General features: G+C 59.2%; 25 protein-coding genes, 1 tRNA gene and 1 other RNA gene. 10 read left to right on the top strand and 17 right to left on the bottom strand.

The features are described from left to right. Nucleotides 1-51: 51 nt before the first annotated feature. Nucleotides 52-975 (top strand): penicillin-insensitive murein endopeptidase, encoded by a 924-nt coding sequence (gene mepA, locus QEV83_RS13480; protein WP_280128234.1) that lies wholly within the window; start codon nucleotides 52-54, stop codon nucleotides 973-975. A gap of 40 nt (nucleotides 976-1,015) precedes the next feature. Here the strand turns inward: mepA and QEV83_RS13475 are convergent, their stop codons facing one another. The 3 genes from QEV83_RS13475 to QEV83_RS13465 form a co-directional block, all read right to left on the bottom strand. Beyond that, the gene (locus tag QEV83_RS13475) at nucleotides 1,016-1,366 is read right to left on the bottom strand and encodes a hypothetical protein (RefSeq protein ID WP_280128233.1); all 351 of its coding nucleotides are present in this window, start codon (nucleotides 1,364-1,366) and stop codon (nucleotides 1,016-1,018) included. A 205-nt stretch (nucleotides 1,367-1,571) separates the two neighbouring features. Further along, nucleotides 1,572-2,228, bottom strand: a complete 657-nt coding sequence (gene msrA, locus QEV83_RS13470) for a peptide-methionine (S)-S-oxide reductase MsrA (RefSeq protein WP_280128232.1) — start codon at nucleotides 2,226-2,228, stop codon at nucleotides 1,572-1,574. A gap of 108 nt (nucleotides 2,229-2,336) precedes the next feature. Beyond that, nucleotides 2,337-2,657: a hypothetical protein gene (locus tag QEV83_RS13465; RefSeq protein WP_280128231.1), complete on the bottom strand. Its 321-nt coding sequence runs from the start codon at nucleotides 2,655-2,657 to the stop codon at nucleotides 2,337-2,339. Between the two features lie 323 nt (nucleotides 2,658-2,980). On the opposite strand from QEV83_RS13465, the gene QEV83_RS13460 reads away from it, so the two are divergent. Together QEV83_RS13460 and QEV83_RS13455 are read left to right on the top strand one after the other, a co-directional pair. Continuing rightward, nucleotides 2,981-3,697 carry a cell cycle transcriptional regulator TrcR gene (locus QEV83_RS13460; RefSeq protein WP_280128230.1) on the top strand — a complete coding sequence of 239 codons (717 nt, stop codon included), beginning with the start codon at nucleotides 2,981-2,983 and terminating at the stop codon, nucleotides 3,695-3,697. Between the two features lie 138 nt (nucleotides 3,698-3,835). Next, the gene (locus tag QEV83_RS13455; RefSeq protein WP_280128229.1) at nucleotides 3,836-4,171 is read left to right on the top strand and encodes a hypothetical protein; all 336 of its coding nucleotides are present in this window, start codon (nucleotides 3,836-3,838) and stop codon (nucleotides 4,169-4,171) included. A gap of 256 nt (nucleotides 4,172-4,427) precedes the next feature. Here QEV83_RS13455 and QEV83_RS13450 read toward each other — a convergent pair whose 3' ends face one another. After that, entirely contained in the window at nucleotides 4,428-4,937 is a 510-nt protein-coding gene (locus QEV83_RS13450) for a DUF2244 domain-containing protein (protein WP_280128228.1), read from the bottom strand. A 151-nt stretch (nucleotides 4,938-5,088) separates the two neighbouring features. Between QEV83_RS13450 and nth the strand changes: the two genes are divergently transcribed. Next, on the top strand, nucleotides 5,089-5,775 hold the full coding sequence (gene nth / locus QEV83_RS13445) for an endonuclease III (protein WP_280128227.1): 687 nt from the start codon (nucleotides 5,089-5,091) through the stop codon (nucleotides 5,773-5,775). Here the strand turns inward: nth and QEV83_RS13440 are convergent, their stop codons facing one another. The 5 genes from QEV83_RS13440 to QEV83_RS13420 are packed head-to-tail and all read right to left on the bottom strand — an operon-like array spanning nucleotide 5,776 to nucleotide 10,676. Beyond that, entirely contained in the window at nucleotides 5,776-6,555 is a 780-nt protein-coding gene (locus tag QEV83_RS13440) for an ABC transporter permease (protein WP_280128226.1), read from the bottom strand. Then, complete coding sequence (locus tag QEV83_RS13435) at nucleotides 6,545-7,480, bottom strand: ABC transporter ATP-binding protein (protein WP_280128225.1); 936 nt, start codon at nucleotides 7,478-7,480, stop codon at nucleotides 6,545-6,547. The genes QEV83_RS13440 and QEV83_RS13435 overlap by 11 nt, the downstream gene beginning before the upstream one ends. After that, nucleotides 7,477-8,631 (bottom strand): ABC transporter permease, encoded by a 1,155-nt coding sequence (locus QEV83_RS13430; RefSeq protein ID WP_280128224.1) that lies wholly within the window; start codon nucleotides 8,629-8,631, stop codon nucleotides 7,477-7,479. Before QEV83_RS13430 ends, QEV83_RS13435 begins: the two co-directional genes overlap by 4 nt. A 36-nt stretch (nucleotides 8,632-8,667) precedes the next feature. Next, nucleotides 8,668-9,582: a glycine betaine ABC transporter substrate-binding protein gene (locus QEV83_RS13425; protein WP_280128223.1), complete on the bottom strand. Its 915-nt coding sequence runs from the start codon at nucleotides 9,580-9,582 to the stop codon at nucleotides 8,668-8,670. Nucleotides 9,583-9,584: 2 nt separating this feature from the next. Beyond that, nucleotides 9,585-10,676 (bottom strand): AAA family ATPase, encoded by a 1,092-nt coding sequence (locus QEV83_RS13420; protein WP_280128222.1) that lies wholly within the window; start codon nucleotides 10,674-10,676, stop codon nucleotides 9,585-9,587. Nucleotides 10,677-10,793: 117 nt separating this feature from the next. On the opposite strand from QEV83_RS13420, the gene QEV83_RS13415 reads away from it, so the two are divergent. Then, nucleotides 10,794-10,878, top strand: a tRNA-Leu gene (locus tag QEV83_RS13415). A gap of 13 nt (nucleotides 10,879-10,891) precedes the next feature. Here QEV83_RS13415 and trxA read toward each other — a convergent pair. Then, nucleotides 10,892-11,845 carry a thioredoxin gene (gene trxA, locus QEV83_RS13410; protein WP_280128221.1) on the bottom strand — a complete coding sequence of 318 codons (954 nt, stop codon included), beginning with the start codon at nucleotides 11,843-11,845 and terminating at the stop codon, nucleotides 10,892-10,894. A gap of 134 nt (nucleotides 11,846-11,979) precedes the next feature. On the opposite strand from trxA, the gene ssrS reads away from it, so the two are divergent. From ssrS to QEV83_RS13395, 3 genes are all read left to right on the top strand, one after another. Then, nucleotides 11,980-12,134, top strand: a non-coding RNA gene (gene ssrS / locus QEV83_RS13405) — 6S RNA. A gap of 24 nt (nucleotides 12,135-12,158) precedes the next feature. Further along, nucleotides 12,159-12,740, top strand: a complete 582-nt coding sequence (locus QEV83_RS13400) for a 5-formyltetrahydrofolate cyclo-ligase (protein WP_280128220.1) — start codon at nucleotides 12,159-12,161, stop codon at nucleotides 12,738-12,740. A 1-nt stretch (nucleotide 12,741) separates the two neighbouring features. Then, nucleotides 12,742-13,566, top strand: a complete 825-nt coding sequence (locus QEV83_RS13395; protein WP_280128219.1) for a TIGR00282 family metallophosphoesterase — start codon at nucleotides 12,742-12,744, stop codon at nucleotides 13,564-13,566. A gap of 33 nt (nucleotides 13,567-13,599) precedes the next feature. Here QEV83_RS13395 and QEV83_RS13390 read toward each other — a convergent pair whose 3' ends face one another. Then, nucleotides 13,600-14,499, bottom strand: coding sequence for an SGNH/GDSL hydrolase family protein (locus tag QEV83_RS13390; protein ID WP_280128218.1), 900 nt, complete (start codon nucleotides 14,497-14,499; stop codon nucleotides 13,600-13,602). A gap of 85 nt (nucleotides 14,500-14,584) precedes the next feature. Beyond that, nucleotides 14,585-15,250, bottom strand: coding sequence for a GyrI-like domain-containing protein (locus tag QEV83_RS13385; protein WP_280128217.1), 666 nt, complete (start codon nucleotides 15,248-15,250; stop codon nucleotides 14,585-14,587). Between the two features lie 341 nt (nucleotides 15,251-15,591). On the opposite strand from QEV83_RS13385, the gene dapF reads away from it, so the two are divergent. Then, nucleotides 15,592-16,464, top strand: coding sequence for a diaminopimelate epimerase (gene dapF, locus QEV83_RS13380; protein WP_280128216.1), 873 nt, complete (start codon nucleotides 15,592-15,594; stop codon nucleotides 16,462-16,464). Nucleotides 16,465-16,541: 77 nt separating this feature from the next. Next, nucleotides 16,542-17,777 carry a tRNA (N(6)-L-threonylcarbamoyladenosine(37)-C(2))-methylthiotransferase MtaB gene (gene mtaB, locus QEV83_RS13375; protein ID WP_280131062.1) on the top strand — a complete coding sequence of 412 codons (1,236 nt, stop codon included), beginning with the start codon at nucleotides 16,542-16,544 and terminating at the stop codon, nucleotides 17,775-17,777. A 32-nt stretch (nucleotides 17,778-17,809) separates the two neighbouring features. Here mtaB and QEV83_RS13370 read toward each other — a convergent pair. From QEV83_RS13370 to QEV83_RS13350, 5 genes are all read right to left on the bottom strand, one after another. Then, a protein-coding gene (locus tag QEV83_RS13370) for an IS630 family transposase (RefSeq protein WP_280128127.1) occupies nucleotides 17,810-18,756 on the bottom strand; the annotation gives its coding sequence in 2 pieces (ribosomal slippage) (nucleotides 17,810-18,420 and nucleotides 18,420-18,756; 948 coding nt in all). Nucleotides 18,757-19,229: 473 nt separating this feature from the next. Further along, a complete protein-coding gene (locus tag QEV83_RS13365; RefSeq protein WP_280128215.1) occupies nucleotides 19,230-19,736 on the bottom strand; it encodes an SRPBCC family protein in 507 nt (168 codons plus the stop codon). Continuing rightward, on the bottom strand, nucleotides 19,733-20,029 hold the full coding sequence (locus QEV83_RS13360; protein WP_348273228.1) for a metalloregulator ArsR/SmtB family transcription factor: 297 nt from the start codon (nucleotides 20,027-20,029) through the stop codon (nucleotides 19,733-19,735). The genes QEV83_RS13365 and QEV83_RS13360 overlap by 4 nt, the downstream gene beginning before the upstream one ends. Before the next feature lie 145 nt (nucleotides 20,030-20,174). Continuing rightward, entirely contained in the window at nucleotides 20,175-20,468 is a 294-nt protein-coding gene (locus tag QEV83_RS13355; protein ID WP_280128213.1) for a c-type cytochrome, read from the bottom strand. A 239-nt stretch (nucleotides 20,469-20,707) separates the two neighbouring features. Next, nucleotides 20,708-21,727, bottom strand: coding sequence for a biotin-dependent carboxyltransferase family protein (locus tag QEV83_RS13350; protein WP_280128212.1), 1,020 nt, complete (start codon nucleotides 21,725-21,727; stop codon nucleotides 20,708-20,710).

The raw sequence follows: 21,727 nt of genomic DNA, 5'->3' as shown, positions 1-21,727 counted from the left end.
TTTAGCATAGAGGATGCCATCGCCCGGATCCGCCGGGTAGGAGACAAGCCGATGGATCGACGGCTGACTTTGCTGGCAGGCGTGCTGGTTTTGGCGGGCATCACCGGGGGGAGCTTCGCGCAAGACAAAGGCACGCTAGAACCCGTTTCGCTGCCCCCGCTTGCCCATCCGAACGATCCCTCCACGCCCGCGAAACAGTTGTTTGGGCGGCAGGTGGTTCCGGCGAATTTGGCGGCCCGCACGATCGGATTTTATTCGCATGGGTGCCTTGCGGGCGGCGAGGCGCTGCCCGTGAACGGTTCTGCCTGGCAAGTGATGCGGATTTCACGCAACCGTAATTGGGGCCATCCGGCGCTGCTCGCCTTTCTTGAACGCTTTGCTCAGAAGGTGCCCAAGGTCAGTCATTGGCCGGGAATTCTCGTCGGTGATATGTCGCAACCCCGCGGCGGCCCAATGCTTACGGGGCACGCCTCGCATCAGATCGGTCTTGATGCCGACATTTGGCTGACACCCATGCCAAATCGCGAACTCTCGCGCTTGGAACGCGAGGAAATGTCGGCGGCCAACATGGTGCGTGAGGACCGGCTGGACGTCGATCCGGCGAAATGGACCAGCGACCATGTCTCGGTCATCAAAGCGGCTGCCCAAGACCCGGCGGTACAGCGCATTTTCGTCAATGCGGCGATCAAAAAAGCCCTATGCCGGGAAGCGCGGAGCGATCGGTCCTGGCTCAACAAGGTCCGCCCCTATTACGGACACGACTACCACTTCCACGTCCGCCTGGCGTGTCCGGCCGGGGAAAACGCATGCCGGGATCAGGACCCCGTCCCGCCAGGGGACGGCTGCGACGCCTCGCTCGCCTGGTGGTTCTCGGAGTCCATTATCCACCCGAGACCTGGCCCGCAAAAGCCGAGACCGCCGCTGACGATGGCCCAATTGCCGCCCGAATGCGAAAGGGTTCTTACCGCACGCTAAGACTTTGGCGGCAGATGAATGCCTTCAAATTTGTCCCAGCTTAGTACGATCCAACCGCGCCAGCAGCGACAACCGGGGTATCGTTGGCATCCAACGGCTTGATTTTCACGTGATGCAGCTTCGTATTGTGGTGCACGCTCACGCTGCGGCCCATCACAATGGGAGCAGCCGGTTTGACGATATGCCGGACTACAACCGGCGCGGGTACGCTCTTAGCTGTTGATTTGTTTGCCTTCGCGGACGCCGCCTTGGCAGGGCTGGCAGATTTGGCGGAACTTAACGCCATCGCCTTCGCACTCGCCGTGCCGTGGGAAATATCCCGGCCCATGGCGGCTCCTGTCGCAACCAGACTCAAAACAAATAGGACACCGCAAACTTTACCAAATTTCATCACGTGACTCCAACAAACAGGATTTGCCGTGCAAACCTGTAACCGCGATAACGCACCGGATGCTCAAATTGTTGCGTTGCCGCTACGCAACACCCCAATTTATTTTAAACTGAGTATGGCTTGTTTAAAGTAAATATTTTGTAGACGCCGTGCGATTCGGCACCCGTCACGCCGCGTCAAGCAAATCCCCCCTTCCCTTGCGCTATCAGTCTTGCGCCGCAATTCCTATGGGACACGCAACCCCAGTGCCGCCAAGGCCGCAATAGCCCTGCGGGTTTTTCGCCAGATATTGCTGATGATAGGCTTCGGCGTAATAAAACTCGGGACGATCGGCAATTTCCGTCGTGATCACGGAAAACCCGCGAGCGGCCAGCATTTTCGCATACGCGGCTTTGCTCGCTTCGGCGGCGATGCGCTGGCGGGGGTTCGCAGCATAGATAGCAGAACGGTACTGGGTGCCAACATCATTGCCTTGCCGCATCCCCTGCGTCGGATCGTGATTTTCCCAAAACGTCTTTAAGAGTATGTCATAGGAAATCTTCGCGGGGTCGAACGCCACGAACACAACTTCCGTATGACCGGTGGCACCGGAGCAAACCTCTTCATAGGTGGGATTGGGGGTATGTCCGCCCGCATATCCAACCGCGGTCACATAGATGCCCTCGCCGAGTTGCCAGAACTTTCGCTCGGCGCCCCAGAAGCAACCCATGCCAAACAAGGCGGTCTCGATCGCTGGCGGGAACGGCGGCTGCAAATTGTGGCCGGTGATGACGTGAGTCTTCGCCGTCGCAATCGGTTGTCCCCGGCCGCGAAGCGCTTCGGCGGCACCCGGCAAGGACATAAGCTTGCGGGAAAAAAGCACGGATTGCCTCCCTCAGGGGCATGATTGATCCTGCAAATTTGGGGTTTCCGCCCCTCCCGCACAAGTCAAAAAAACGCAAATGCTCGCGGCAATCGGAGCTTCGGGCGTTCAACGGCTCGAATAACCGAACTTCGCATGCGGTTTGCCGCCAAGCCTGAGGGCCAAGGCGCCGATCACCCCGGAGACCAGCCAAACAGGCAATTTTAGAAGATTTATCAAAATAGGGTCCCAAACCATATGGGGAGCATGACTTTGAATGAAATCTCGGGCCATGACGAATTTGCCGGGGAGCAGAGCGGCAAGGCAATCGCCAATGGACGTCACATAGAATGTGTGAACGGTAATGGCGTGAGTGCCATCAACAATGAGGGTTACGAAAGCAGTTGCCAGAAAGCAAAGTCCCGCCAACCGCAATAACAGACGAAACATGATGACCGCAAAGCTCCTTGGATAATCTGTCTGACGGGTCAAATCGGATGTTCGATACTGTGGCAGATAATTTTGAGGCGTATTAATACTTAAGAAAGTCAGTGTTGTGCTATTCTTAAGCTCCAGCTTGCGTTTGTGGCCGCCGGACCAAAGCCCCCCCCCTGAAAGCAAGGTTCTGATTGCGTTTGAAAAGACCAGCGCCTATACACCGAACCTCTTCCCTTCTCGCGTGATTTCTTGAGCTTCGCTGGATTTATCCGCGAACAAAGCGGGTTTTTCATATTGAGCGCAACATCCATGTTGAAGCGCAAAAGGAGCAAATTATGAGCAATGCGCCGCTGATGCCAAAGGCCACCGCAGTTTGGCTCGTCGAGAACACGTCGCTCACATTTGAACAGATAGCCAATTTTTGCAAGTTGCATCCGCTGGAAGTCAAAGGGATCGCGGACGGGGAAGTCGCCGCCGGGATCAAGGGACATGATCCAATTACTTCAGGCCAGCTGACACGCGAGGAAATCGCCGCGGCGGAAGTCGATGAAAAGCACCAGTTGATCCTAGCGGTCTCGAAGGTGCGTCTGCCGGAACCGAGCCGCAAGCGTGGTGCCCGCTACACGCCCTTGTCCCGAAGGCAGGATCGTCCGAACGCCATTCTCTGGCTCATCCGCAATCATCCGGAGCTCAAGGACGCGCAGATTATGCGTCTTGCAGGCACCACAAAAACGACACTGCTCGCCGTCCGCGACCGGACGCATTGGAATTCCGCCGCGCTGACGCCGATCGATCCCGTCACACTTGGGCTTTGTTCGCAAATGGATCTCGATTTGGAAGTCAACCGTGCCTCCAAGGATCGTCCTCCTGTTGAGGAAGATCGCGGCCAAACGCTGGTGCCGAGCGAGGTTACGACACGCGAAACGCACGAGGTTCCGGAGACGGAAGCGGGTGTGTTCGGCTCGAGCGGCACCGGAAAAGCCGCACCAGAAGCCCATATTGATGTCGATTCCGTTTTTTCCAAGCTCCATGACTTAAAAGTCAAGGAATAACACACCGCACCGAGCCAGGAATGGCCAGTGGGCGGCCTTGCATTGGGTTCCATTGGTGAAATGTTAGTACGAATCAGGCATCCCACGTGAGGGAGATCATCAGCGCCAGCCTCGGCAGGGCCGGTTTTGCCGGAGACAATGACCGTGCCGAAAACAGTCGTAACGAAACTCATGGAGAGTCTGGTGATGAGACTCATGGGCTCGCAAGCTTGCGCTTGTCTCTGCATCGCCGGTTTTTGGGCGGGGATCGAGGCCGCACATGCCGCTGATCTTGGGCCAGGGCCGGGGCCTGGCTTTGCGCCGGCCGTGGAAATCTATGGGCCGGTCTATGGCTATTTTAACCCTGTCCTCGATCCAAGATGCCGGATCGTCCCGCAACCGCAGCTCAATCTCTATGGCGATACCGCGCGTTTTCGCCCCACGGCAGTCTGCCAATCGCGCGGTCTTTATACAGATTCAGTTCTCTTTCCTTGACGCTGTGGCGGTCTCAGATGCGCATTGCGGCTCGGATCAAATGCAAAGCACCGGCCTGAGCCATCCGTCCAAGTGCTAGTGCGTTCGGGTCAAGAAATATTCCGCCGCTTCCCCTACTCTTGCACGGTGGAGATTGAAGCCTCCGCATCTTCCGGATAGTGGTTCGCGCGTATTAATGCCCTCGCAAGCGGCGCGTAACCAAATTCCGGACCGGCCACCTTGCCCCCCGGGGTGGCCGGTACTTTTTCCCGGCAATTCAAGAAAACTGTGGCCCCCGCCTGGCTTCGGCCAGCGCCCGCGAAAGATCCCTGGCAAAATTTTCCTTGGCTGCCGGTCCAAGAAACGCCGCGATCTCCACCGCTTTGCCGCGTGACACCAAGGCCAGACGCTGCGTGCCAAACTCTTCATGCTTTTCCTGATCGAGCCGCACAAAAGATGGATTGAAGCGCCATTCCGCCCTCTCGCCACGAGGGCTGACCTTGGCCAGTACGAGTTCGAAGAAAGTGAGTTTCAGTTCTTCATAGGCGCGTGCCGCATAGAAATTGGCGCGGAACGCAAAATAGAAAATCGCAACATCCAGCCCCATGAACCCGGCAACCGGCCAAGCTCCCAAAATAACAAAGGGCAAGGTCGTGAAAAAACTGACGCCGGTAAAGATCGCCAAAAGCACATGAAAATTGTGCGGATTCAGGGATCGATGCGGCGTCAGCCGGACCGATAAGAGCGGTAAATTTTCGTGATCCGCCCCCAGACTTTCACTGGACATGGAATTTCCTCGAAAAAGCTCGGCACCCTTGCTCAGTTTCGTTAGAAGAATTTATAACGCGTGGATGGACAAAAGAAACACGCCGGAGAAAAAACCGCGGGCCAAAATTTCTGCGCGGGGCGGAACGCCGCGCAAGGCGGCACCCCCAGCGATGCCTAAAGCGGGCAAGCGGGGACCCAACACGCCACGGGCGCAGCAAAATCTACCCAATTCGGCAACAATCGCCGAAATTTTCCAGCGCTTCGAAGCCGCTAACCCGCATCCGGAAGGAGAACTCGCCTATATCAATCCGTTCACCCTTCTTGTCGCGGTCGTGCTTTCGGCTCAGGCGACCGACACCGGGGTCAACAAGGCAACGCGCGCGCTCTTTGCCAGCGCCGACAGTCCGGAGAAAATGTTGGCGCTCGGCGAGGACAAAGTCCGGGCTATGATTCAGACGATCGGTCTTTTCCGGGCCAAGGCACGCAATGTCATCGCCTTGTCGGAGCGGCTTCTCAAGGACTTCAACGGCGAGGTTCCGCGAACCCGCGATGCGCTCGAAACGCTTCCCGGAGTTGGCCGCAAGACTGCCAATGTGGTCTTGAACATCGCATTTGGCGTTCCAGTGATCGCCGTCGACACGCATGTTTTCCGGGTCTCGAACCGGATTCCGCTGGCGCCGGGCAAGACGCCGCTGGAGGTTGAAACTGGGCTGGAAAAAATCATTCCCGATGCCTACAAACGCCACGCGCATCATTGGCTGATCCTGCACGGCCGCTACATCTGCAAGGCGCTGCGCCCGGAATGCCCGCGCTGTCTCATTTCCGATTTGTGCCAGTGGCCGGACAAGCGTGCGTGATTATCCCGGTTGTCTGCCGCTGCTTTTGCGGGCGCGATCCTCGATCCACGCAAAGCCGCGATCCGTCACCATTGCGAGCAACGCGACCACCGCCGCGCCCTCCAAAACATAGGCTGGATTCGACGCGGAAAGGCCTTCGATAATGGGCGAGCCGAGCGACAAGGCACCAGCGGCGGAGGCAATGGCCGCTGTTCCGATGTTGATGATCACCGCATTGCGGAGCCCGGCGAGGATAAAGGGAAATGCGAGCGGCAATTCGACTTTCAATAGGACATCTCGTGGAGAAAAGCCAATTCCCTGTGCCGCTTCGCGAACCGACGAAGGCACGGCCTCAAGACCTGTGATGGTCGCCGCGATGACTGGAAAAATCGCATAGAGACACAACGCCACGAGTGCGGGGGCAGCGCCATAACCCAAAACCGGGATGGTCAGCGCGAGCACCGCGACGGGAGGAAAAGTCTGGCCGATGGCGGCGATCGCGCCCGCCATCGCGGCAAATTCGCGCCCACTTTCGCGGGTCACGAATATGCCAAGGCCAATCCCGATCGCCGCGGCGGCAAGGCTTGAGAGCGCCGCCAGCTCCACATGCGCCAGTGTCAGCTCAAAAAAGTTGGCGCGCGTATAAACCGGACGCGGATTGCCGGGAAAAAGCCAGCGCATGAGCGGCGCCGCCGTGGGCATCAGAAACATCGCGGAGAGCAGCGCAATCGTCAGCCAGAGCCCAGGCCCGCGCGCGAGACCGGTCACGATGGCGAGCAGCCCTCGGCGATCAACCACCATCGCGCCTCGCTAAAATATCATCTAAAGTGACTTCGCCGAGCTTGACGCCTCTTGTGTCCTCGACGCCAAGGACAGAGCTCCGGTTTGCCAGCATCAGGTTCAGCGCCGTTTTGAGACTGGCGTCTGCCGCAATGGTCCCGATTGCCCGTGTCTTGCCGGGTTTCAAAAGCTTACGGACTGGCATGAGGTCAAGCAGGCGGAGCTGCAAATTTTCACCCCCCACAAACTCCCGCACGAAATCATCTGCCGGTGTAAGCAGGATCGAAGCCGGATCCCCTGTCTGCACGAGTTGACCATTTCGCATCACCGCCATACCCGTGGCAAGCCGCAAGGCTTCGTCCATATCATGTGTTACAAAGACAATCGTCTTGCCGCCGCGAGCGTGAATTGCGCGCAGTTCGTCTTGTAGTGCTGCCCGGCTCACAGGATCGAGCGCCGCGAACGGTTCATCCATCAAGATCATATCGGGATCGGCGGCCAACGCACGGGCAATGCCGATGCGTTGCTGCTGACCGCCCGACAACTGCCTCGGGTAGCGGTTGAGCAAAGCCAAATCGATCCGCAGCAAAGCGGCGACCTCATCGAGCCGAGCGGCACATTGCGATGGGCTCCATTTGAGCAGACGCGGCACCGCCAGTATATTATCGGCAACCGTCCAATGGGGAAAAAGCCCGGCGGACTGGATCACATAACCGATGCCGCGCCGGAGTTTTTCTAAATCATTCGCCTGAACATTTTCGCCGCGCACAAAGATGTCTCCCTTGTCGGGGGCAATCAGCGCATTGATCATCCGCAACACCGTTGATTTGCCGCAGCCGGAGGGACCGGCGAGGACAAAAAAGGCGCCACTCTCGATTTTGAGTGACAAATCGGAGACCGCCGGCGCGCCGCCAAAAGTCTTCCACACATTGCGCAGCTCGATCACAGATTTTTCCTCGCAAGCGCCGACAGCATGTCAAAAATCACATTCGCCAAAAGCGCCAGCAAAATAATCGGAAGGGCGCCTACCAAAACCAGATCAAGCGCATATTGGCCGATACCCTGAAAGATAAATGTTCCAAGACCTCCCGCACCGATCAAAGCCGCGACACTTGCCAAGCCGATCGCCTGGATCATCACGACACGCAATCCGGAAATGAGCACCGGCAGTGCAAGCGGCAATTCGACCTCGAAAAATATCTTGCGGGCACCAAAACCAATGGCGGCAGCCGCCTCCTTCACGTCAGTGGCAACTTCGCTAAATCCCGTATAGAAGCCGCGCACGAGCGGCAGCAGGGAATAGAGAGTCAAGGCGATGATCGCCGGCGCCGGGCCGGTTCCGTTGATACCCAGTGCGCGCAGAAAAGGCAGCGATTCGCTCAATTTCGACATTGGCGCAATCAGCACACCGAAAAGTGCGATTGATGGAATCGTTTGCACAATGCTAAGGCTCGCAAAGACGAACCCGGATGCAGATTGCCTGCGCAAGAGAAGCACAGTGAGCGGCACCCCGATCATCAGTGAAAAGAGTGTCGCCGCACCGACAAGCCCGACATGACGCAAGAGCTCAGTTACAAATAGCCCCCGCGCATTCGAAAATTCCCTGGCGAGCGACAGATGATCGAACGCGCCCGTCGCTACCATCACGGCGAATCCCGAACATAGAACCGCCCCAACACAAACGCGTGCAGGATAACTGAAGCTGCCTCTTTGCATGACATCGACAACCGCGAGAAGCGCGACGCTGATCAAGATCCAGAACGCGGGTCCCAGCGACGCCCGCGCCGCCGGAGGTCCTGCTTGCATGAGCAACGCCGCGAGATGACCAGCGCCAGAAAGAGTCCCCCAAAGGATCAACGCTGCTGCGATGATTGTTGCGATGGAGCGGCATTTGTTGCCTGGAACAAAACTTAAAAGCGCCAGTCCGCTAAGCCCAGCTATCGCAGCCGCCGCGTCAACGAGGGGTGCTTGCCATATCGCGGAAGCAACGCCACGCGCGAGCCGGTTCGGCGCAAAATTCAGAAAGCCCCCAAGCAAAATCCCGGCAAAGCCGAAGCAGCTGAGCGTAAGAAGAACGCGGTCGAACAGTTTCGGCATCAAGCCATCCCGCGTTCGCATCTAGCGCCTGACGGTCTATCGAAGGAGCCCTTGCAATCGGAAAAATTCGCGGGCCACAGCGCCTGGTTCCGCGCCTTCGACGGCCACTTTTTCGTTCAAATCGCGCAGGCTCGCAAGGTCGAGCTTCGCAAAAACTGGTTTCAGAATACCACGGATTTCAGGATAGCTTGCGAGAGTTTCTTCGCGTATCACGGGCGCGGGTGCATAGACCGGCTGTGCATGGCGTGTGTCTTCAAGGGCCGCTAGACCGAGCGCTTTGAGTGCGCCATCTGTCGCATAGGCCATCGCCGCATTGACCCCCGAAATTCCGTCCGCCGCCGCTTTGATGGTGGCGGAGGTTTCCCCGCCGGAGAGGACCAGCAGCTGGCTCGCCTCAAGCCGGAAGCCGTAGCTCGCCTCGAAGGCCGGAAGGCCAGCGTTGCTCTCGACAAATTCCGCCGACGCGGCCAGCTTGACACGGTTGCCGTCCCGCACAAAGCTCGCGAAATCCTCCATGGTGCGAAGATTTTGCTTCTCCGCCAGCGCCGCTGGAACCGCGATCACCCAACTGTTGTCGGCTGGTGCAGGGGCAAGCCACACCAGGCGGTTTTCTTCATAGTCACGTTGCGCGGCCCGTGCGTAGCCGGCCGCAGCATTCTTCCAAACAGGATCGCCATCTTCATGAAAGAAAAACGCGGCATTGCCGGTATATTCCGGACAAAGGTCGATCGCGCCGCTCAAAAGCGCGGCCCGCAAAATCGACGTCGGGCCAAGCCGCAACCGGTTTTCCGCCACGATTTTGGCTTGCCCAAGCGCGAGCAAAATCATTTCGCCAAGCAGTCCGCCTTCGAGATCAAGTTTTGAGCTGACCACGACAGGCGTGGCGGCACCACTGGTACGGATGAACGCCGCCGAGGCCATGCCGTTCAAAAACAAGCGCCGCGTGGGCATTGTCACACCACGACCGTCAGCCGCTCGGCGGCGCGGGTGATACCGGTGTAGAGCCAGCGGTTGCGATGTTCGCGAAAAGCGAAACTTTCGTCAAATAACACCACTTGGTTCCATTGCGACCCTTGCGCCTTGTGCACCGTCAGCGCGTAGCCATAATCGAATTCATCCGATTCCCTGCGGACCGCGGGACTGAGACTGTCCTCGAGCCCCTGAAAAAATTCAGGCAGGACGCCGATGCGCAGCGGCTTGCGAGCGGGATCATCCTCCGGCACAACATGCAAGGACAGCTTTTTCTTGCGTGTGGCCCCGGCAGTTTTCACAAGCCAAACGCCGCCGTTCAAAAGACCCTTCGTCTTGTCGTTCTTGAGACAGACCAGCTTGTCGCCGGGTGCCGGAAAGGCATCGGCATGGCCAAAGAGTTCGCGCATTCTTCTGTTGTAGGATCGGCGGGTGCGATTGAGGCCGACAAGCAGTTGATCGGCGGCGGTCACCGCACCCGAATCGATGCCGCTCCGCTCGATGACACAGCTCTCACCATAGGTGCCGAGGGGAAGCCTCCCTCCTTCACGCACCAGCATCGACATTTTGATGATCGGATTGTCCACCGCTTGCCGGTGCACCTCGGTCAGCATCACATCGGGCGCGCCTTCGGTAAAAAATCCTCCGCCCTTCACGGGAGGCAGTTGCGCCGGATCACCGAGCACCAGCACCGGCTTGCCGAATGACAAAAGATCCCGGCCGAGATCCTCATCGACCATCGAACATTCATCGACGATCACGAGGCTCGCTTTCGTCACGGCGCTGTCTTCGTTGAGAACGAACGACGGCTCTTGTGTCTCGGTTTCGCGCGCGCGGTAGATCAGACTGTGGATCGTGCGGGCGTCACCGCAACCCTTGGACCGCATGACGAGTGCCGCCTTGCCCGTGAAAGCGGCAAAAGCAACCCCGCCATCGACATCAGCGGCAATATGCTTCGCAAGCGTGGTCTTGCCCGTTCCGGCAAAGCCAAACAGCCGGAACAATTGCGGCTCGCCGCGTTTCAGCCACGCGGCCACGGATTTCAGCGCCGCTTCCTGCTGCGGCGTCCAAATCATCGCAATTCCGTTCTAAAATTCATCGGCTTCCGGCTCATCAATGGCACGCGGCGACAAAAACCAAACAGCGCACCCCTTGCCGGTTGTTGCTAGCCCCGTTAAAGCCGGTAGCGGCAAGCGGACGTGGCGAAACTGGTAGACGCAAGGGACTTAAAATCCCTCGACTTCGGTCATACGGGTTCGACTCCCGTCGTCCGCACCATCGAGGCAGCTGATCAAGAAAAAAGCAGCAGCGACAGCTTTTTCCGGGCGCCGATCGTCGCCGGATCGGCTGGTCCCCACGCGTCGAAAAATTGCAGCAATTGCTTGCGGGCGCCATCGTCGTTCCAGGCCCGGTCGCGTTTGATGACCTCGAGCAACTCGGCCGCCGCTTCCTCCCGCCGGTTCTTCGCATTGAGAAGCGTCGCGAAATCGAGCCGCGCCTGATGATCGTCGGGATTGGCCGCGATCCTTTGCGTCAGCTCAGAAGAATCCCCGACGTCCGCGGCTTGTTCGGCAAGATCGAGCGCTGCCTTGGCGGCAATGAACGCGGCATCCCGCTCGCCGCCAGGCGCCACCGAGACCAGCACTTTTTTGGCGCTTTCGATGTCCCCCGCCGAGACGAACAGTTTCGCGAGCCCCGCCACGGCAGCCGGATCTCCAGAGTTTTCGGCGAGCAGCGCGGTATATAGGTCCGACGCCCCCTCGACGTCGCCAGCGGCCACCAGGGCCTCGGCTTCGGCCAGACGATCGGCATCATCGGCGATCGGTCCCGCAAGCCGCTCGATAAAGCCCTTGACTTCTCTTTCCGGCAGCGCACCCATAAATCCATCGACCGGCTGCCCGCGCTGGAAGGCGATCACCGCTGGAATGGAACGAACCCCAAGGCGGCCTGGAATGTCCGGATGCTCGTCAATGTTCATCTTGACGAGCTTCACCTTGCCTCCGGCCGCCTTGACTGCCTTTTCAAGAACCGGGGCGAGCTGTTTGCAGGGACCACACCAGGGCGCCCAAAAATCGACCAGAACTGGCTGGCGCGCCGATTCCGCGAGCACATCGGCGCTAAAACTCGCCGTGGTGGCGTCCTTGATGAGACTCCCATTCTTCTCCGTCGCCGCCGCGCCCTCAACGGCTTGACCGGCGCCTTGCGCGCCGCCCTCGTTCCGGCTGCGGCCAAATAATCCTGCCATGTTCCGGCTCTCCCCGTGGCGAACGTTCCCAGATGTTGGCCTCTAAATGCGTCTTTGGCCGCGAAACCGCAACCATCTATTGTGTTTTTGGCGCAGGCCTTTCCTTTCGCCCTGTCTCCCCTTACATTGGCTTGGCGGAGCTGCGGGGTGCGTGTTGGATCAGCATTCCCGGGGCCTTATCGATCTCAAAGGGAGCTGTCCCTGGCCTCGCTCGTGGGCTTGGCCACACGGCGCCCACCTACGTTGTAGGTTCCCGGGATCGATATCCCACGGCCATCGCGGCCCCGCGCATGTCTCGTCCGGCCGGTTCTCGATGTCCCTCCCAATTTCCAAACCGGCCCTCCGCGCGAAAGCCCTCGCACAGCGTAACGTGATCCCCATCGCCGCCGCCGCCTTCGCGGAGCGCATCGCCGTCGAAGGCCTCGCCCTCGTCAAGAGGTTGCACCCCGCCATCGTCTCAGCCTATTTTCCGCTTCCTGGCGAACCCTCGCCGCTGCCACTCCTCGAAAAACTGGCTGCGGCAGGAATCAAGACCGCCTTGCCAGTGACCGGCCGAGTGGGAACGCCCCTCGTGTTCCGGCTGTGGCGCCATGGCGAGCCGACCGTGAAGGGAAAGATGGCAATCGAAGAACCTTTGCCGGAGGCGCCCGAGGCGGCGCCGGATTTTTTGTTCGTGCCCTTGGCCGCGTTTGATCGCGCCGGCCACCGGATCGGCTATGGGGCGGGGTTTTATGATCGCTCCCTGGCGAAGTTGCGTGCCGAGAAAGCAGTTTGGGCCGTGGGCATCGCCTATGCCAGCCAGGAGTTCCCGGAAGTTCCGCATGACGCCTATGACGAAAGTCTCGATTACGTGCTCACCGAGCTCGAATTGATTGACTGCCGGGCCGGACCGTAGCATGCGGCTGCTGTTCATTGGTGACATCGTCGGCCGCGCGGGCCGCGCGGCTTTGCTGGAAACGCTGCCCAAATTGCGCATCGCATGGGGGCTCGATTGCGTGGTCGTCAATGGCGAAAACGCGGCAGGCGGCTTTGGCATCACCGAGACGATTTGCGCCGACTTCGTTGCGGCGGGCGCCGATTGCGTGACCCTTGGCAATCATGCGTTCGATCAGCGCGAGGCGCTGGTTTTCATCGCCCGCCAGCCGCGTCTCATCCGGCCCCTTAACTATCCGCGCGGGACACCGGGCCGCGGCGCCAATCTCATCGAAACCGCGTCCGGCGCCCGTGTCCTTGTCGTGAATCTCATGGGCCGCATTTTCATGGACGCGATGGATGACCCCTTCGCCGCAATCGAGCATGAAATCGCGGCCTGTCCCTTGGGAATTGGCTGCGATGCCTCGGTTGTCGATTTCCACGCCGAGGCCTCGAGCGAAAAACAAGCCTTCGCGCATTTCGTCGATGGGCGTGTGTCGCTCGTCGTCGGAACCCATACGCATGTGCCGACCGCCGACCACCAAATATTGCCGCATGGCACGGCCTATGTGACCGACGCCGGCATGACCGGGGATTATGATTCCGTCATTGGCATGGAAAAGGAGGAACCGGTGCGCCGGTTCACCACCAAGCTTCCCGTAACCCGCTTCGAGCCAGCGGCTGGCCAAGCGACCCTTTGCGGCGTCGCAGTCGAGATCGATGCCACGGGCCTCGCTGCAAAAATCGCCCCCGTGCGGATCGGCGGCAGGCTGGCGCAGTCGCGCCCGGACTTTTGGGAAGGCTCGTAGAAAATAAGAAACGGCCGATAATTCCGGATCAGCTTAGTCCACCGTCTTGGCAAGAATGGATGCCAATATTTTGTTTCCTTCCAGTGTTGGATGGATACCGTCGCTTCTATATGCCTTTTCAGTCCAAGCCGGTTCTTGCGCGATGTCCAGACATTTCGCCAGGGTGGTTTTACATAGCTCCAATAGGGGCGCCGTCGACTCCAGCCATTTGGGCCTGTTCCTCAGATCCGCGACCGTAGGATAGAAGAAAATTGTAAGCTTGTGTTCCCTGGCGAGGCTGTCCACTCGCGCCTTAAACCGCTGCAATTGCGTCTCGTCAAACTGTCCCGTAGGCGGCAATGCCCCGAAATCAGAGGTGGAAGACATGTGAAGCAGGCGTGGCAGCGCATATTTGCGCAAAGTGTATAAAGTCAAACTCCAAGGCTTTTGATCCGGAAAAACGTAGTACCCCGGCCACTCGCTCGGGGCGGTGAGGCCGCCGTCCATATATTCGATGATCACCTCGTCGGCGTTCCGGACAACGTCCGCGTTGCGGTCGAGATAGGTGAGTTCATTGACATTGGACCAGCCGCCCGCCGCTGCCGACCACACGGTGTAGCGGCCGCCCAAATCCTTTTCCAGCAGCGGCCCGATCTTATCTGGATGATTAAACGGATTGCCGCCAAGGACAATACTGTTCCCGACCAAGAGAATATTTGGATGTTTCGCGGGGTTCCAGTCAGCGATGTTTCCCATATGCCTATTATTGAAATACCAGGCGCTATGGTTGAGGAAACTTCCGTGCTGATTCGCCGCCGGTATATACTTTATCTGCGCATCGATATCATACACCGGATAGGACGCGAACCCGGCGTAACGCAAATATATTTCCGATGATACGAAGAGTAAAAAGAACAAGACAAGGATGAAGATCACTGGATGGCGGCGGACCATTTTGGGCTCCATCGAATAAAATCAACCAGTCACGCACAAGACAGCGGGGTTCGGAATCGGAATCGGGGGCACGTACCAAGCAAGACTATTTGATAAACACATAGATATCGGCTTCGAGATTCGCGTCGTCCGGCTCCGCCGTATCGGTCAGATATTCCTCGATGAAGCGATTTTGCGATTCGAGGCCTTTTTCATCGAGAAAGGCGGTGATGAGATCATAAGTCGAATCGATATCGTCATAGGAGCCCCGATGTAGAAATTTGATCGCCTTGCCGGCGGGCGACTCCCCGATTTTGATTCCATCGGAGAGATCCTTGACCTCGGGACTGCCATCCAGCGGCACCATCGCCTCGAACTGAAAGCTTTTGTCGTCCGTCGCCAAAAACAGAGCAAATGGGTGCCCAGCTGGCGCCAACCCGGCCTTTTTGATCGCCGCGTTGACTTTGGCGATCTCTCCCATCACGGTTTTGAAGCCATCCGCCCATTCCGCGCTGGCGCTGGCATAGGCGACCCGGCGTGCCTTGAGGTCGAGGGTCACGGCTGATGAATCGTTTGGAACTCCCGGCGGAGGTTTGGAGTCGGTGTCGGAGGACGCGGGCGGCGCCGCGCCAGGCGCGGGCGGCGCCGGATCCCCCGCCGCCGGCGCATCGGTCTGCGCCAGGGCGGGTACCGGCTGTATTGCCGCCATCGCCAGAACAAGGCCGAAGACCAGGGCGGCGGCCGGCAAGCGCGTAATTTTGCCTATCCTCATGTGCGGCTCCGGAATTTTATGGAATTTGGTCTCGCGCTCAAGCATGTTCCAAAAAAGTGGATCGACTTTCGGAACATTCTTCAACACGTTGAATATATGCGGGTGGCGGCTGGGGCGGGACGACCCCCATTCAGGAACAAAAGGGCAAGGACGCGGCGAGAAAACGCGCCGCAGCCTGAAAGTTTCTATATCATGAACTTGCAACGGATATGCCGGTCTTGCCGCCCTGCTTCGGACGAGGACTCGACCGGCCCCGGTCAAGGCTGATTTTGACGACTTGCCATGGAGGGCGGCGTTCCGCTACCGATTCCCGCAAGTCAGCGGACAAATGGATATCGATCATGAGCCCCCTCGCCAATAGGCATGCCGCAAAATTGAATGGGATCGGCAACGAAATCGCCGTTCTCGATCTGCGCGGTACGGGCTTGACCGTGAGCGGCGCCGAGGCGCGCGCGATCGCAAGGGGCGACGGCCTCGCCTTCGATCAGCTCATGGTGCTACACGAGCCGCGCTCCACGGGCACCGATGCCTATATGACGATCTATAACAGGGATGGTTCGCAGGCCGAGAGTTGCGGCAATGGGACACGCTGCGTCGCCTTTATCCTGTTGCGGGGAACGCCGCGCGAAAAGCTTGTCTTGGAGACTGCCGCCGCCCGGCTCGAATGCCAGCGCAAGGCCGAAACGGTTTTCAGCGTCGATATGGGCCGCGCGCGCCTCGCCTGGAATGAAATCCCGCTTCGCGATCCATTTCATGACACGCGCACCATCGAATTGCAGATCGGGCCGATCGATGCCCCCATCTTGCACACGCCGTCAGCCGTCAACATGGGCAATCCGCATGCGATTTTCTGGGTCGATGATATCGAGGCCTATGATCTTGGCAAAATCGGCCCATTGCTCGAACATCATCCCATCTTTCCCGAGCGCGCCAATATCTCGCTCGCTCATGTCATCTCCCGCACCCACATCGCGCTCAAAGTTTGGGAGCGCGGCACCGGCTTGACCCGCGCCTGCGGCTCGGCGGCCTGCGCCGCATTGGTCGCGGCGGTTCGCAAGGGCCTCACGGACCGGCGCGCCACCGTTAGCCTACCCGGCGGCGATCTCGACATCGAATGGCGGCAGAGCGATGAGCATGTTCTAATGACCGGGCCGGTCGAATTTGAATTCGAGACCCGGCTCGATCCTAATCTCTTCAAGGACATCGCGGCGTGACCCAACCGGCCCGCGAACCGCCAGCTGTCGAAGTCCTAACCTTCGGCTGCCGCCTCAATCTGGTCGAGTCGGAAGCCATGCGCCGCGCCGCGCTCGCCCAAGGACGCAGCAACCTCGTCATCATCAACAGCTGCGCGGTCACGGCGGAGGCGGCGCGGCAGGCCCGCCAAGCGATCCGCCGCATCAAGCGCGAGCGGCCCGGCGCCGAGATCGCCGTCACCGGCTGTGCGGCGCAAATCGACTCCGCGCGTTTCGCCGCCATGCCGGAAGTGTCCCAGGTCATCGGCAATGCGGAAAAAACCTCGCCAGAGAGTTGGGCCGACCTTGGCCGGAGCAGCGTCTCCGAAATCATGACGGCGAAGACGGCGCCGCATGTGTTGAGCGAGGGCGTCGAGGATCATACCCGCGCCTTTCTCGCGGTGCAGACGGGCTGCGATCACCGCTGCACCTTTTGCGTCATTCCCTTTGGGCGTGGCCCTTCACGCTCGGTGCCGATGGAGGATATTGCGTCCGCCGCGCGGCGTCTGGCGGACAAGGGCTTTTGCGAAATCGTCCTCACTGGCGTCGATCTGACGTCCTATGGCACGGATTTATGCGGCGCCCCATCCCTAGGGCAACTTGTCATATCCATCCTGCGCGCCGCGCCAAAACTCGAACGGCTGCGGCTATCGTCGATCGATTGCATCGAGGCGGACGCAGATCTCATTGACGCTTTCGCTCATGAGCCGCGCCTCATGCCGCATCTGCATCTGTCGCTGCAATCGGGCGACGATATGATTTTGAAGCGCATGAAGCGGCGCCACTCCCGCGCCGATGCAGTCCGGTTTTGCTCCGAACTCCGCCAACTGCGGCCGCAAATCGTGTTTGGCGCCGATGTCATCGCGGGCTTTCCGACCGAGACGGACGCCATGTTCGAAAATACGCTGCAACTCATTGCGGATTGCGACCTGACGCATCTTCATGTCTTTCCCTTTTCCGCCCGGCCCGGAACCCCCGCCGCAAAAATGCCGCCCGTCGCGGGGGAGGTCATAAAGGCCAGAGCCAAGCGCCTCCGTGAGGCCGGGGACGCGGCACTGGGCGTGCATCTTGCATTACAAACCGGCAAGACACTGCCTGTCCTGTCGGAACGCGGCGGAACCGGCCGCACCGAGGATTTCACGCGTGTGAAAATTGGCGACTTCCCACCCTCGCAAATGATCAACGTGGTCATCGCGGGCAACGACGGCAAAATGCTCGAGGCGAGGAGCCTTGCATTGGACCTGTTGGAGCCTGCCCGAAACCATGGTGCGCAAGCCTTGGTTTGTAACACCTGAGCCTCTGCTGCGTCGGCTAGAGCAATAGCCGATCATGTTGCATCGTATCCTGCGGCGGCGAAGTAGTTTTTGCATTCCGCTGGAGCGAACAGATCGATGATGCGGCCGATGGCGTCCCAGAGGCCGCCGACGGTTCGCTCGGCAGCCTTACGCAGATGAGCCTTCAGCTTGGAGAAGGCATTCTCGATCGGGTTGAAGTCCGGACTGTAAGGCGGCAGGTAGAGAAGGCTGGCGTCCGCCGCCGCGATCATCTCCCGCACTCTTGGCCCCTTATGGCTCGACAGATTGTCCATGACGACGATGTCGCCCGGCCGCAGGTCTGGAACGAGGGCCTTGTCGACATAGGTCTCGAAAGCGTCGCGGTTGATCGGCCCGTCCAGCACCCACGGCGCGATCATGCCGCGCGTCGTGAGGGCGGCGACAAAAGTCGTGGTCTTCCAGTGGCCATGGGGCACGCCGACGCGCAGGCGTTCGCCGCGCCGGCAACGGCCATGCGTGCGGGCCATCTTCGTCGAGGCCCAGGTCTCGTCGATGAAGACGAGGCGGTCAGGGTCGAGATCGATCTGCCCGTCGAACCAGTCCTCGCGCCGTTTCAGGACGTCGGGGCGATCCTGCTCGCTGGCGTGCGCAGTCTTTTTTTGCGCGTGATCGCATGACGCGCGAAGAAGCGGCGGATCGTGCCATAGCCGACGACAAGCCCCTTGTCCGCCAGCGTTTGGCGTAACTCCTCGATGGTGATGTCGGGCGTCGCCTCGAGCACGCAGAGGACTGTGTCCTTATGGGCGTCGATCCGGCCCGACCGACGATCCCCGCCGAGCGCCTTCGGACGCGCGTCACCCCGTTCCCGCGCAAGCTTTCGCCAGCGGCTGACGCTCGATGCGCTGACCGCGAACCGCGCGCCGGCTTCGCGATGGCTTAGACCCTGCGCAACCGCGGACAGTACACGAACCCGAAGATCGAGAGACAAGGCTTTCGACATGCCTGCCGGCCTCCTTGCTCCGGCAGACAGTTTGAATCACCTCAAGCCCGATTCGGGAATCCCTTCAGATTCATTCAGGTCGGATACTGCTCTAGCATATCTTGCGATAGATCAATGCACATCTCGATTGGGAAGTTATCTTCGCTCGCGGTCCCAAGGGGCGGTTGGATTTAGGAAGGAAGAAAAACCGTGAGACGGACGGCCAGTATCTTCAGATTTTTCAAAAACCTCTTCAAGGGGCCTTTTATCGCGGACGTGCCCCCCGAGCTTTTGGAATGTGAGTACACATGCCGGGTCGGTCAGTGCAACTTCGGGAAATGGCTAAACTGCGAAAATCGGATTCGCCGTATGAATGAAGAGCTTGCCTTGGTGCAGGGACGGACAGAATGTAAGCACTAAAAGCTGCATACCCGGGAAGTTTTCCATCGTTGTTTGCGCAGGAGACAATCGGGAATGTGCTTGCGTGGCTCAGGCTACATGTTCTTCGCATGAGCGACGAGCTGATCGAGTGCTTTGCCCCAGCCCTCATAAAACCCCATCTCCTCATGCTTCTTACGCGCGTCTTCGTCGCCGTGGATCACCAGCGCCGTGTATTTCGTCCCATTGCCGTGCGGTTCAAGCGCGATAACCGCCGTGAAAAAGAATGTATCGCAAGGCATCGTTCCAGGTGAATGAGATGGCCGGTAACCCGGCGCGAGGGCGTTCGTCCAGACGAGCTTTTCGTTCGCGATGATTTCCAGATAGCAACCCACGTTCGGAAATTCCTGACCCTCCGGAGAACGCATCACGGTGCGGAACATACCGCCCGGGTGAAGTTCGATTTCGCAATCCACCGTTTTCCAAGGCACAGGCGTGAACCACTTCTTCAAGTGTTCCGGTGTCGTCCACGCCATCCAGACGAGTTCCCTCGGCACATCGACGAAGCGTTCGAACATGAGATCGAGTTTTGGATCTGGCTTATGAATGATCGAACCGCTCATCGTTGTTCCTCCTTAAGGTCCGCAAGATACGTATCCAGTTGATCCAGGCGGCGCTCCCAGGTCTTGCGTTGCGTTTCGATCCAGTGCAACGCAGCCTTCAGCGGCTGAGGCGCCAGCTTATAGGTTCGCACACGCCCCGATTTGCGCGACCTCACCAATCCACAGCTCTCCAAAACGTCAAGGTGCTGCGAAAAAGATGGCAACGCCATTTTAAAGGGTCGCGCCAGCTCGCTCACGGGGGCAGGCCCCCGGGTCAGACGTTCGAGCACCGCCCGCCGCGTCGGGTCCGCCATGGCTTGAAAGACACGATCCAATTGAGCAGATTGGTTAGGCATATACCTAAATATATGCCTGCCAAATGCTTAGGTCAATACCTAAGTGTGAAGACGGTGGGCGATCGATTCTAAGCACGAAGTCAGCGGCACCGGCTGCTGCGTATCACCTCGGCGGCAGACTGGAGAAATAGGCCGCGATGGCCTCCATTTCCTCTTCCGACAGGCTGCGGGTCATGTAACGCATCTCCTTATGCGTGCGTTTGCCAGATTGAAACGCGTGCAACTGGTTGAGGAGATAAGGCGCATTCTGGCCCGCCAGAATCGGCACTTCGCCAAACCGCGCGATTCCGTTGGCACCGTGGCAAGGCACGCAGCCAGAGATCAGTTCGGGAACCGCCTGCTGCGCAGTTGCGGGGACGGCAACGAAAATACCGGCGAACACAATGGCGAGCTTCATGCGCGGCCATCGAAAACATGGGTCGAGATAGGTATCCATGCCAACAGCTATGCGATCAGATGCAAGTTCGTGGCAAGTTAAACTTTGACGGAGGCGAAAACCCTCCGATCAGACAAGAGAGCTTGTCAAAAAGACATTCTTTTACACCTTGTAACGATCTGAATCAGGCGAGTGTCAATCGTACCAAAACGTTTCACGTGAAACACTTTTGTCCGATTGAGCCCTGAAACCTTACAAGATTATTCCAGCGGATCGATGACGCCGCCGATCAGATTGGCCTCGAACAATGCTTGCGACGTGCACACCCCGCGCAGCGGTCGCAAGCGTTGTTGCGTCGTCGCAATCTCATCCTCGCGGGCTAAGAGCGCCGATCGCGCCTCAGCGACACTCACAGCGCGAAACCGGCACGTCTCGCCCGGACGCATTTGCGCAAGCCTGCCGATGTCAGCGCGCGCGACATGGCCAAGTTTTGGATAGCCCCCCGTCGGCTGACGATCCGCCATAAGAACAAGCGGCTTTCTGTCGCCGGGAATTTGAATAGCGCCCAGCGCGACGCCATCCGATACAATGTCATGACCCCGCGCATGCGCGATGTCCGGCCCATCGAAACGATAGGCCATACGATCCGCCGCCGGTGTCAATGTGAATGTGCCAGCAAAAAACCCGGTCAGACTCTCCGCCGTAAAATAATCGTCTTGCGGGCCAAGCACGACGCGGAAAGGATCGGAGTCGCGGGCAAGCCAGGGCGCGCCGATCAGCGCCTCGCCCCCGGGCTCTCGCTCCGGAGTGCTGGCAGGCAAAACATCTCCTGCCCTCAGCATCCGCCCTTCGATGCCGCCCATCCCTGAGCGCAGATGCGTCGCCCGGCTGCCCATCACGGCCGGAGTATCGAATCCGCCAGCGGCGGCGAGATAAGCAAACGCGCCATCCGCGCCCGCCCGCGCCGCGAGACTCTCGCCCGGCTGTAAATGCAGCCGCGCCGCAATCGGCAGGGTCACGCCGCCACGCCGCCAAACAAAAGCGCCGCCCGCGAAGGCAACCCAAAGCGGCGCGTCTTCGCAGACGACTTTAATTCCTCCTAGCGGGACTTCGATCGCCGCCGCGCGCTCATCATTGCCGAGAGCGAAATTGGCGGTCCGGAATGCTGTCCAATCCATCGGCCCCGCCGGAGTAACGCCATAGCGCAAATAGCCGTGGCGGCCGCTGTCTTGAAGGGTCGCACCTGGACCGGCATGCAGCACGCGCGAGCGCCCCCGCAT

Origin of the sequence: Methylocapsa sp. D3K7, from assembly GCF_029855125.1 — a bacterium.
GTDB lineage: Bacteria > Pseudomonadota > Alphaproteobacteria > Rhizobiales > Beijerinckiaceae > Methylocapsa.
This window is presented reverse-complemented; position numbering and strand designations above follow the sequence as displayed.

Excerpts from the sequence above, each read along its gene's own strand:
- mepA (WP_280128234.1), top strand. The coding sequence starts at position 52 with ATGGATCGACGGCTGACTTTGCTGGCAGGCGTGCTGGTTTTGGCGGGC.
- QEV83_RS13475 (WP_280128233.1), bottom strand. The coding sequence starts at position 1,366 with ATGAAATTTGGTAAAGTTTGCGGTGTCCTATTTGTTTTGAGTCTGGTT.
- QEV83_RS13465 (WP_280128231.1), bottom strand. The coding sequence starts at position 2,657 with ATGTTTCGTCTGTTATTGCGGTTGGCGGGACTTTGCTTTCTGGCAACT.
- QEV83_RS13460 (WP_280128230.1), top strand. The coding sequence starts at position 2,981 with ATGAGCAATGCGCCGCTGATGCCAAAGGCCACCGCAGTTTGGCTCGTC.
- QEV83_RS13455 (WP_280128229.1), top strand. The coding sequence starts at position 3,836 with ATGACCGTGCCGAAAACAGTCGTAACGAAACTCATGGAGAGTCTGGTG.
- QEV83_RS13450 (WP_280128228.1), bottom strand. The coding sequence starts at position 4,937 with ATGTCCAGTGAAAGTCTGGGGGCGGATCACGAAAATTTACCGCTCTTA.
- nth (WP_280128227.1), top strand. The coding sequence starts at position 5,089 with ATGCCTAAAGCGGGCAAGCGGGGACCCAACACGCCACGGGCGCAGCAA.
- QEV83_RS13440 (WP_280128226.1), bottom strand. The coding sequence starts at position 6,555 with ATGGTGGTTGATCGCCGAGGGCTGCTCGCCATCGTGACCGGTCTCGCG.
- QEV83_RS13430 (WP_280128224.1), bottom strand. The coding sequence starts at position 8,631 with ATGCCGAAACTGTTCGACCGCGTTCTTCTTACGCTCAGCTGCTTCGGC.
- QEV83_RS13425 (WP_280128223.1), bottom strand. The coding sequence starts at position 9,582 with ATGCCCACGCGGCGCTTGTTTTTGAACGGCATGGCCTCGGCGGCGTTC.
- QEV83_RS13420 (WP_280128222.1), bottom strand. The coding sequence starts at position 10,676 with ATGATTTGGACGCCGCAGCAGGAAGCGGCGCTGAAATCCGTGGCCGCG.
- trxA (WP_280128221.1), bottom strand. The coding sequence starts at position 11,845 with ATGGCAGGATTATTTGGCCGCAGCCGGAACGAGGGCGGCGCGCAAGGC.
- QEV83_RS13400 (WP_280128220.1), top strand. The coding sequence starts at position 12,159 with ATGTCCCTCCCAATTTCCAAACCGGCCCTCCGCGCGAAAGCCCTCGCA.
- QEV83_RS13395 (WP_280128219.1), top strand. The coding sequence starts at position 12,742 with ATGCGGCTGCTGTTCATTGGTGACATCGTCGGCCGCGCGGGCCGCGCG.
- QEV83_RS13390 (WP_280128218.1), bottom strand. The coding sequence starts at position 14,499 with ATGGTCCGCCGCCATCCAGTGATCTTCATCCTTGTCTTGTTCTTTTTA.
- QEV83_RS13385 (WP_280128217.1), bottom strand. The coding sequence starts at position 15,250 with ATGAGGATAGGCAAAATTACGCGCTTGCCGGCCGCCGCCCTGGTCTTC.
- dapF (WP_280128216.1), top strand. The coding sequence starts at position 15,592 with ATGAGCCCCCTCGCCAATAGGCATGCCGCAAAATTGAATGGGATCGGC.
- mtaB (WP_280131062.1), top strand. The coding sequence starts at position 16,542 with ATGCGCCGCGCCGCGCTCGCCCAAGGACGCAGCAACCTCGTCATCATC.
- QEV83_RS13365 (WP_280128215.1), bottom strand. The coding sequence starts at position 19,736 with ATGAGCGGTTCGATCATTCATAAGCCAGATCCAAAACTCGATCTCATG.
- QEV83_RS13360 (WP_348273228.1), bottom strand. The coding sequence starts at position 20,029 with ATGGCGGACCCGACGCGGCGGGCGGTGCTCGAACGTCTGACCCGGGGG.
- QEV83_RS13355 (WP_280128213.1), bottom strand. The coding sequence starts at position 20,468 with ATGAAGCTCGCCATTGTGTTCGCCGGTATTTTCGTTGCCGTCCCCGCA.
- QEV83_RS13350 (WP_280128212.1), bottom strand. The coding sequence starts at position 21,727 with ATGCGGGGGCGCTCGCGCGTGCTGCATGCCGGTCCAGGTGCGACCCTT.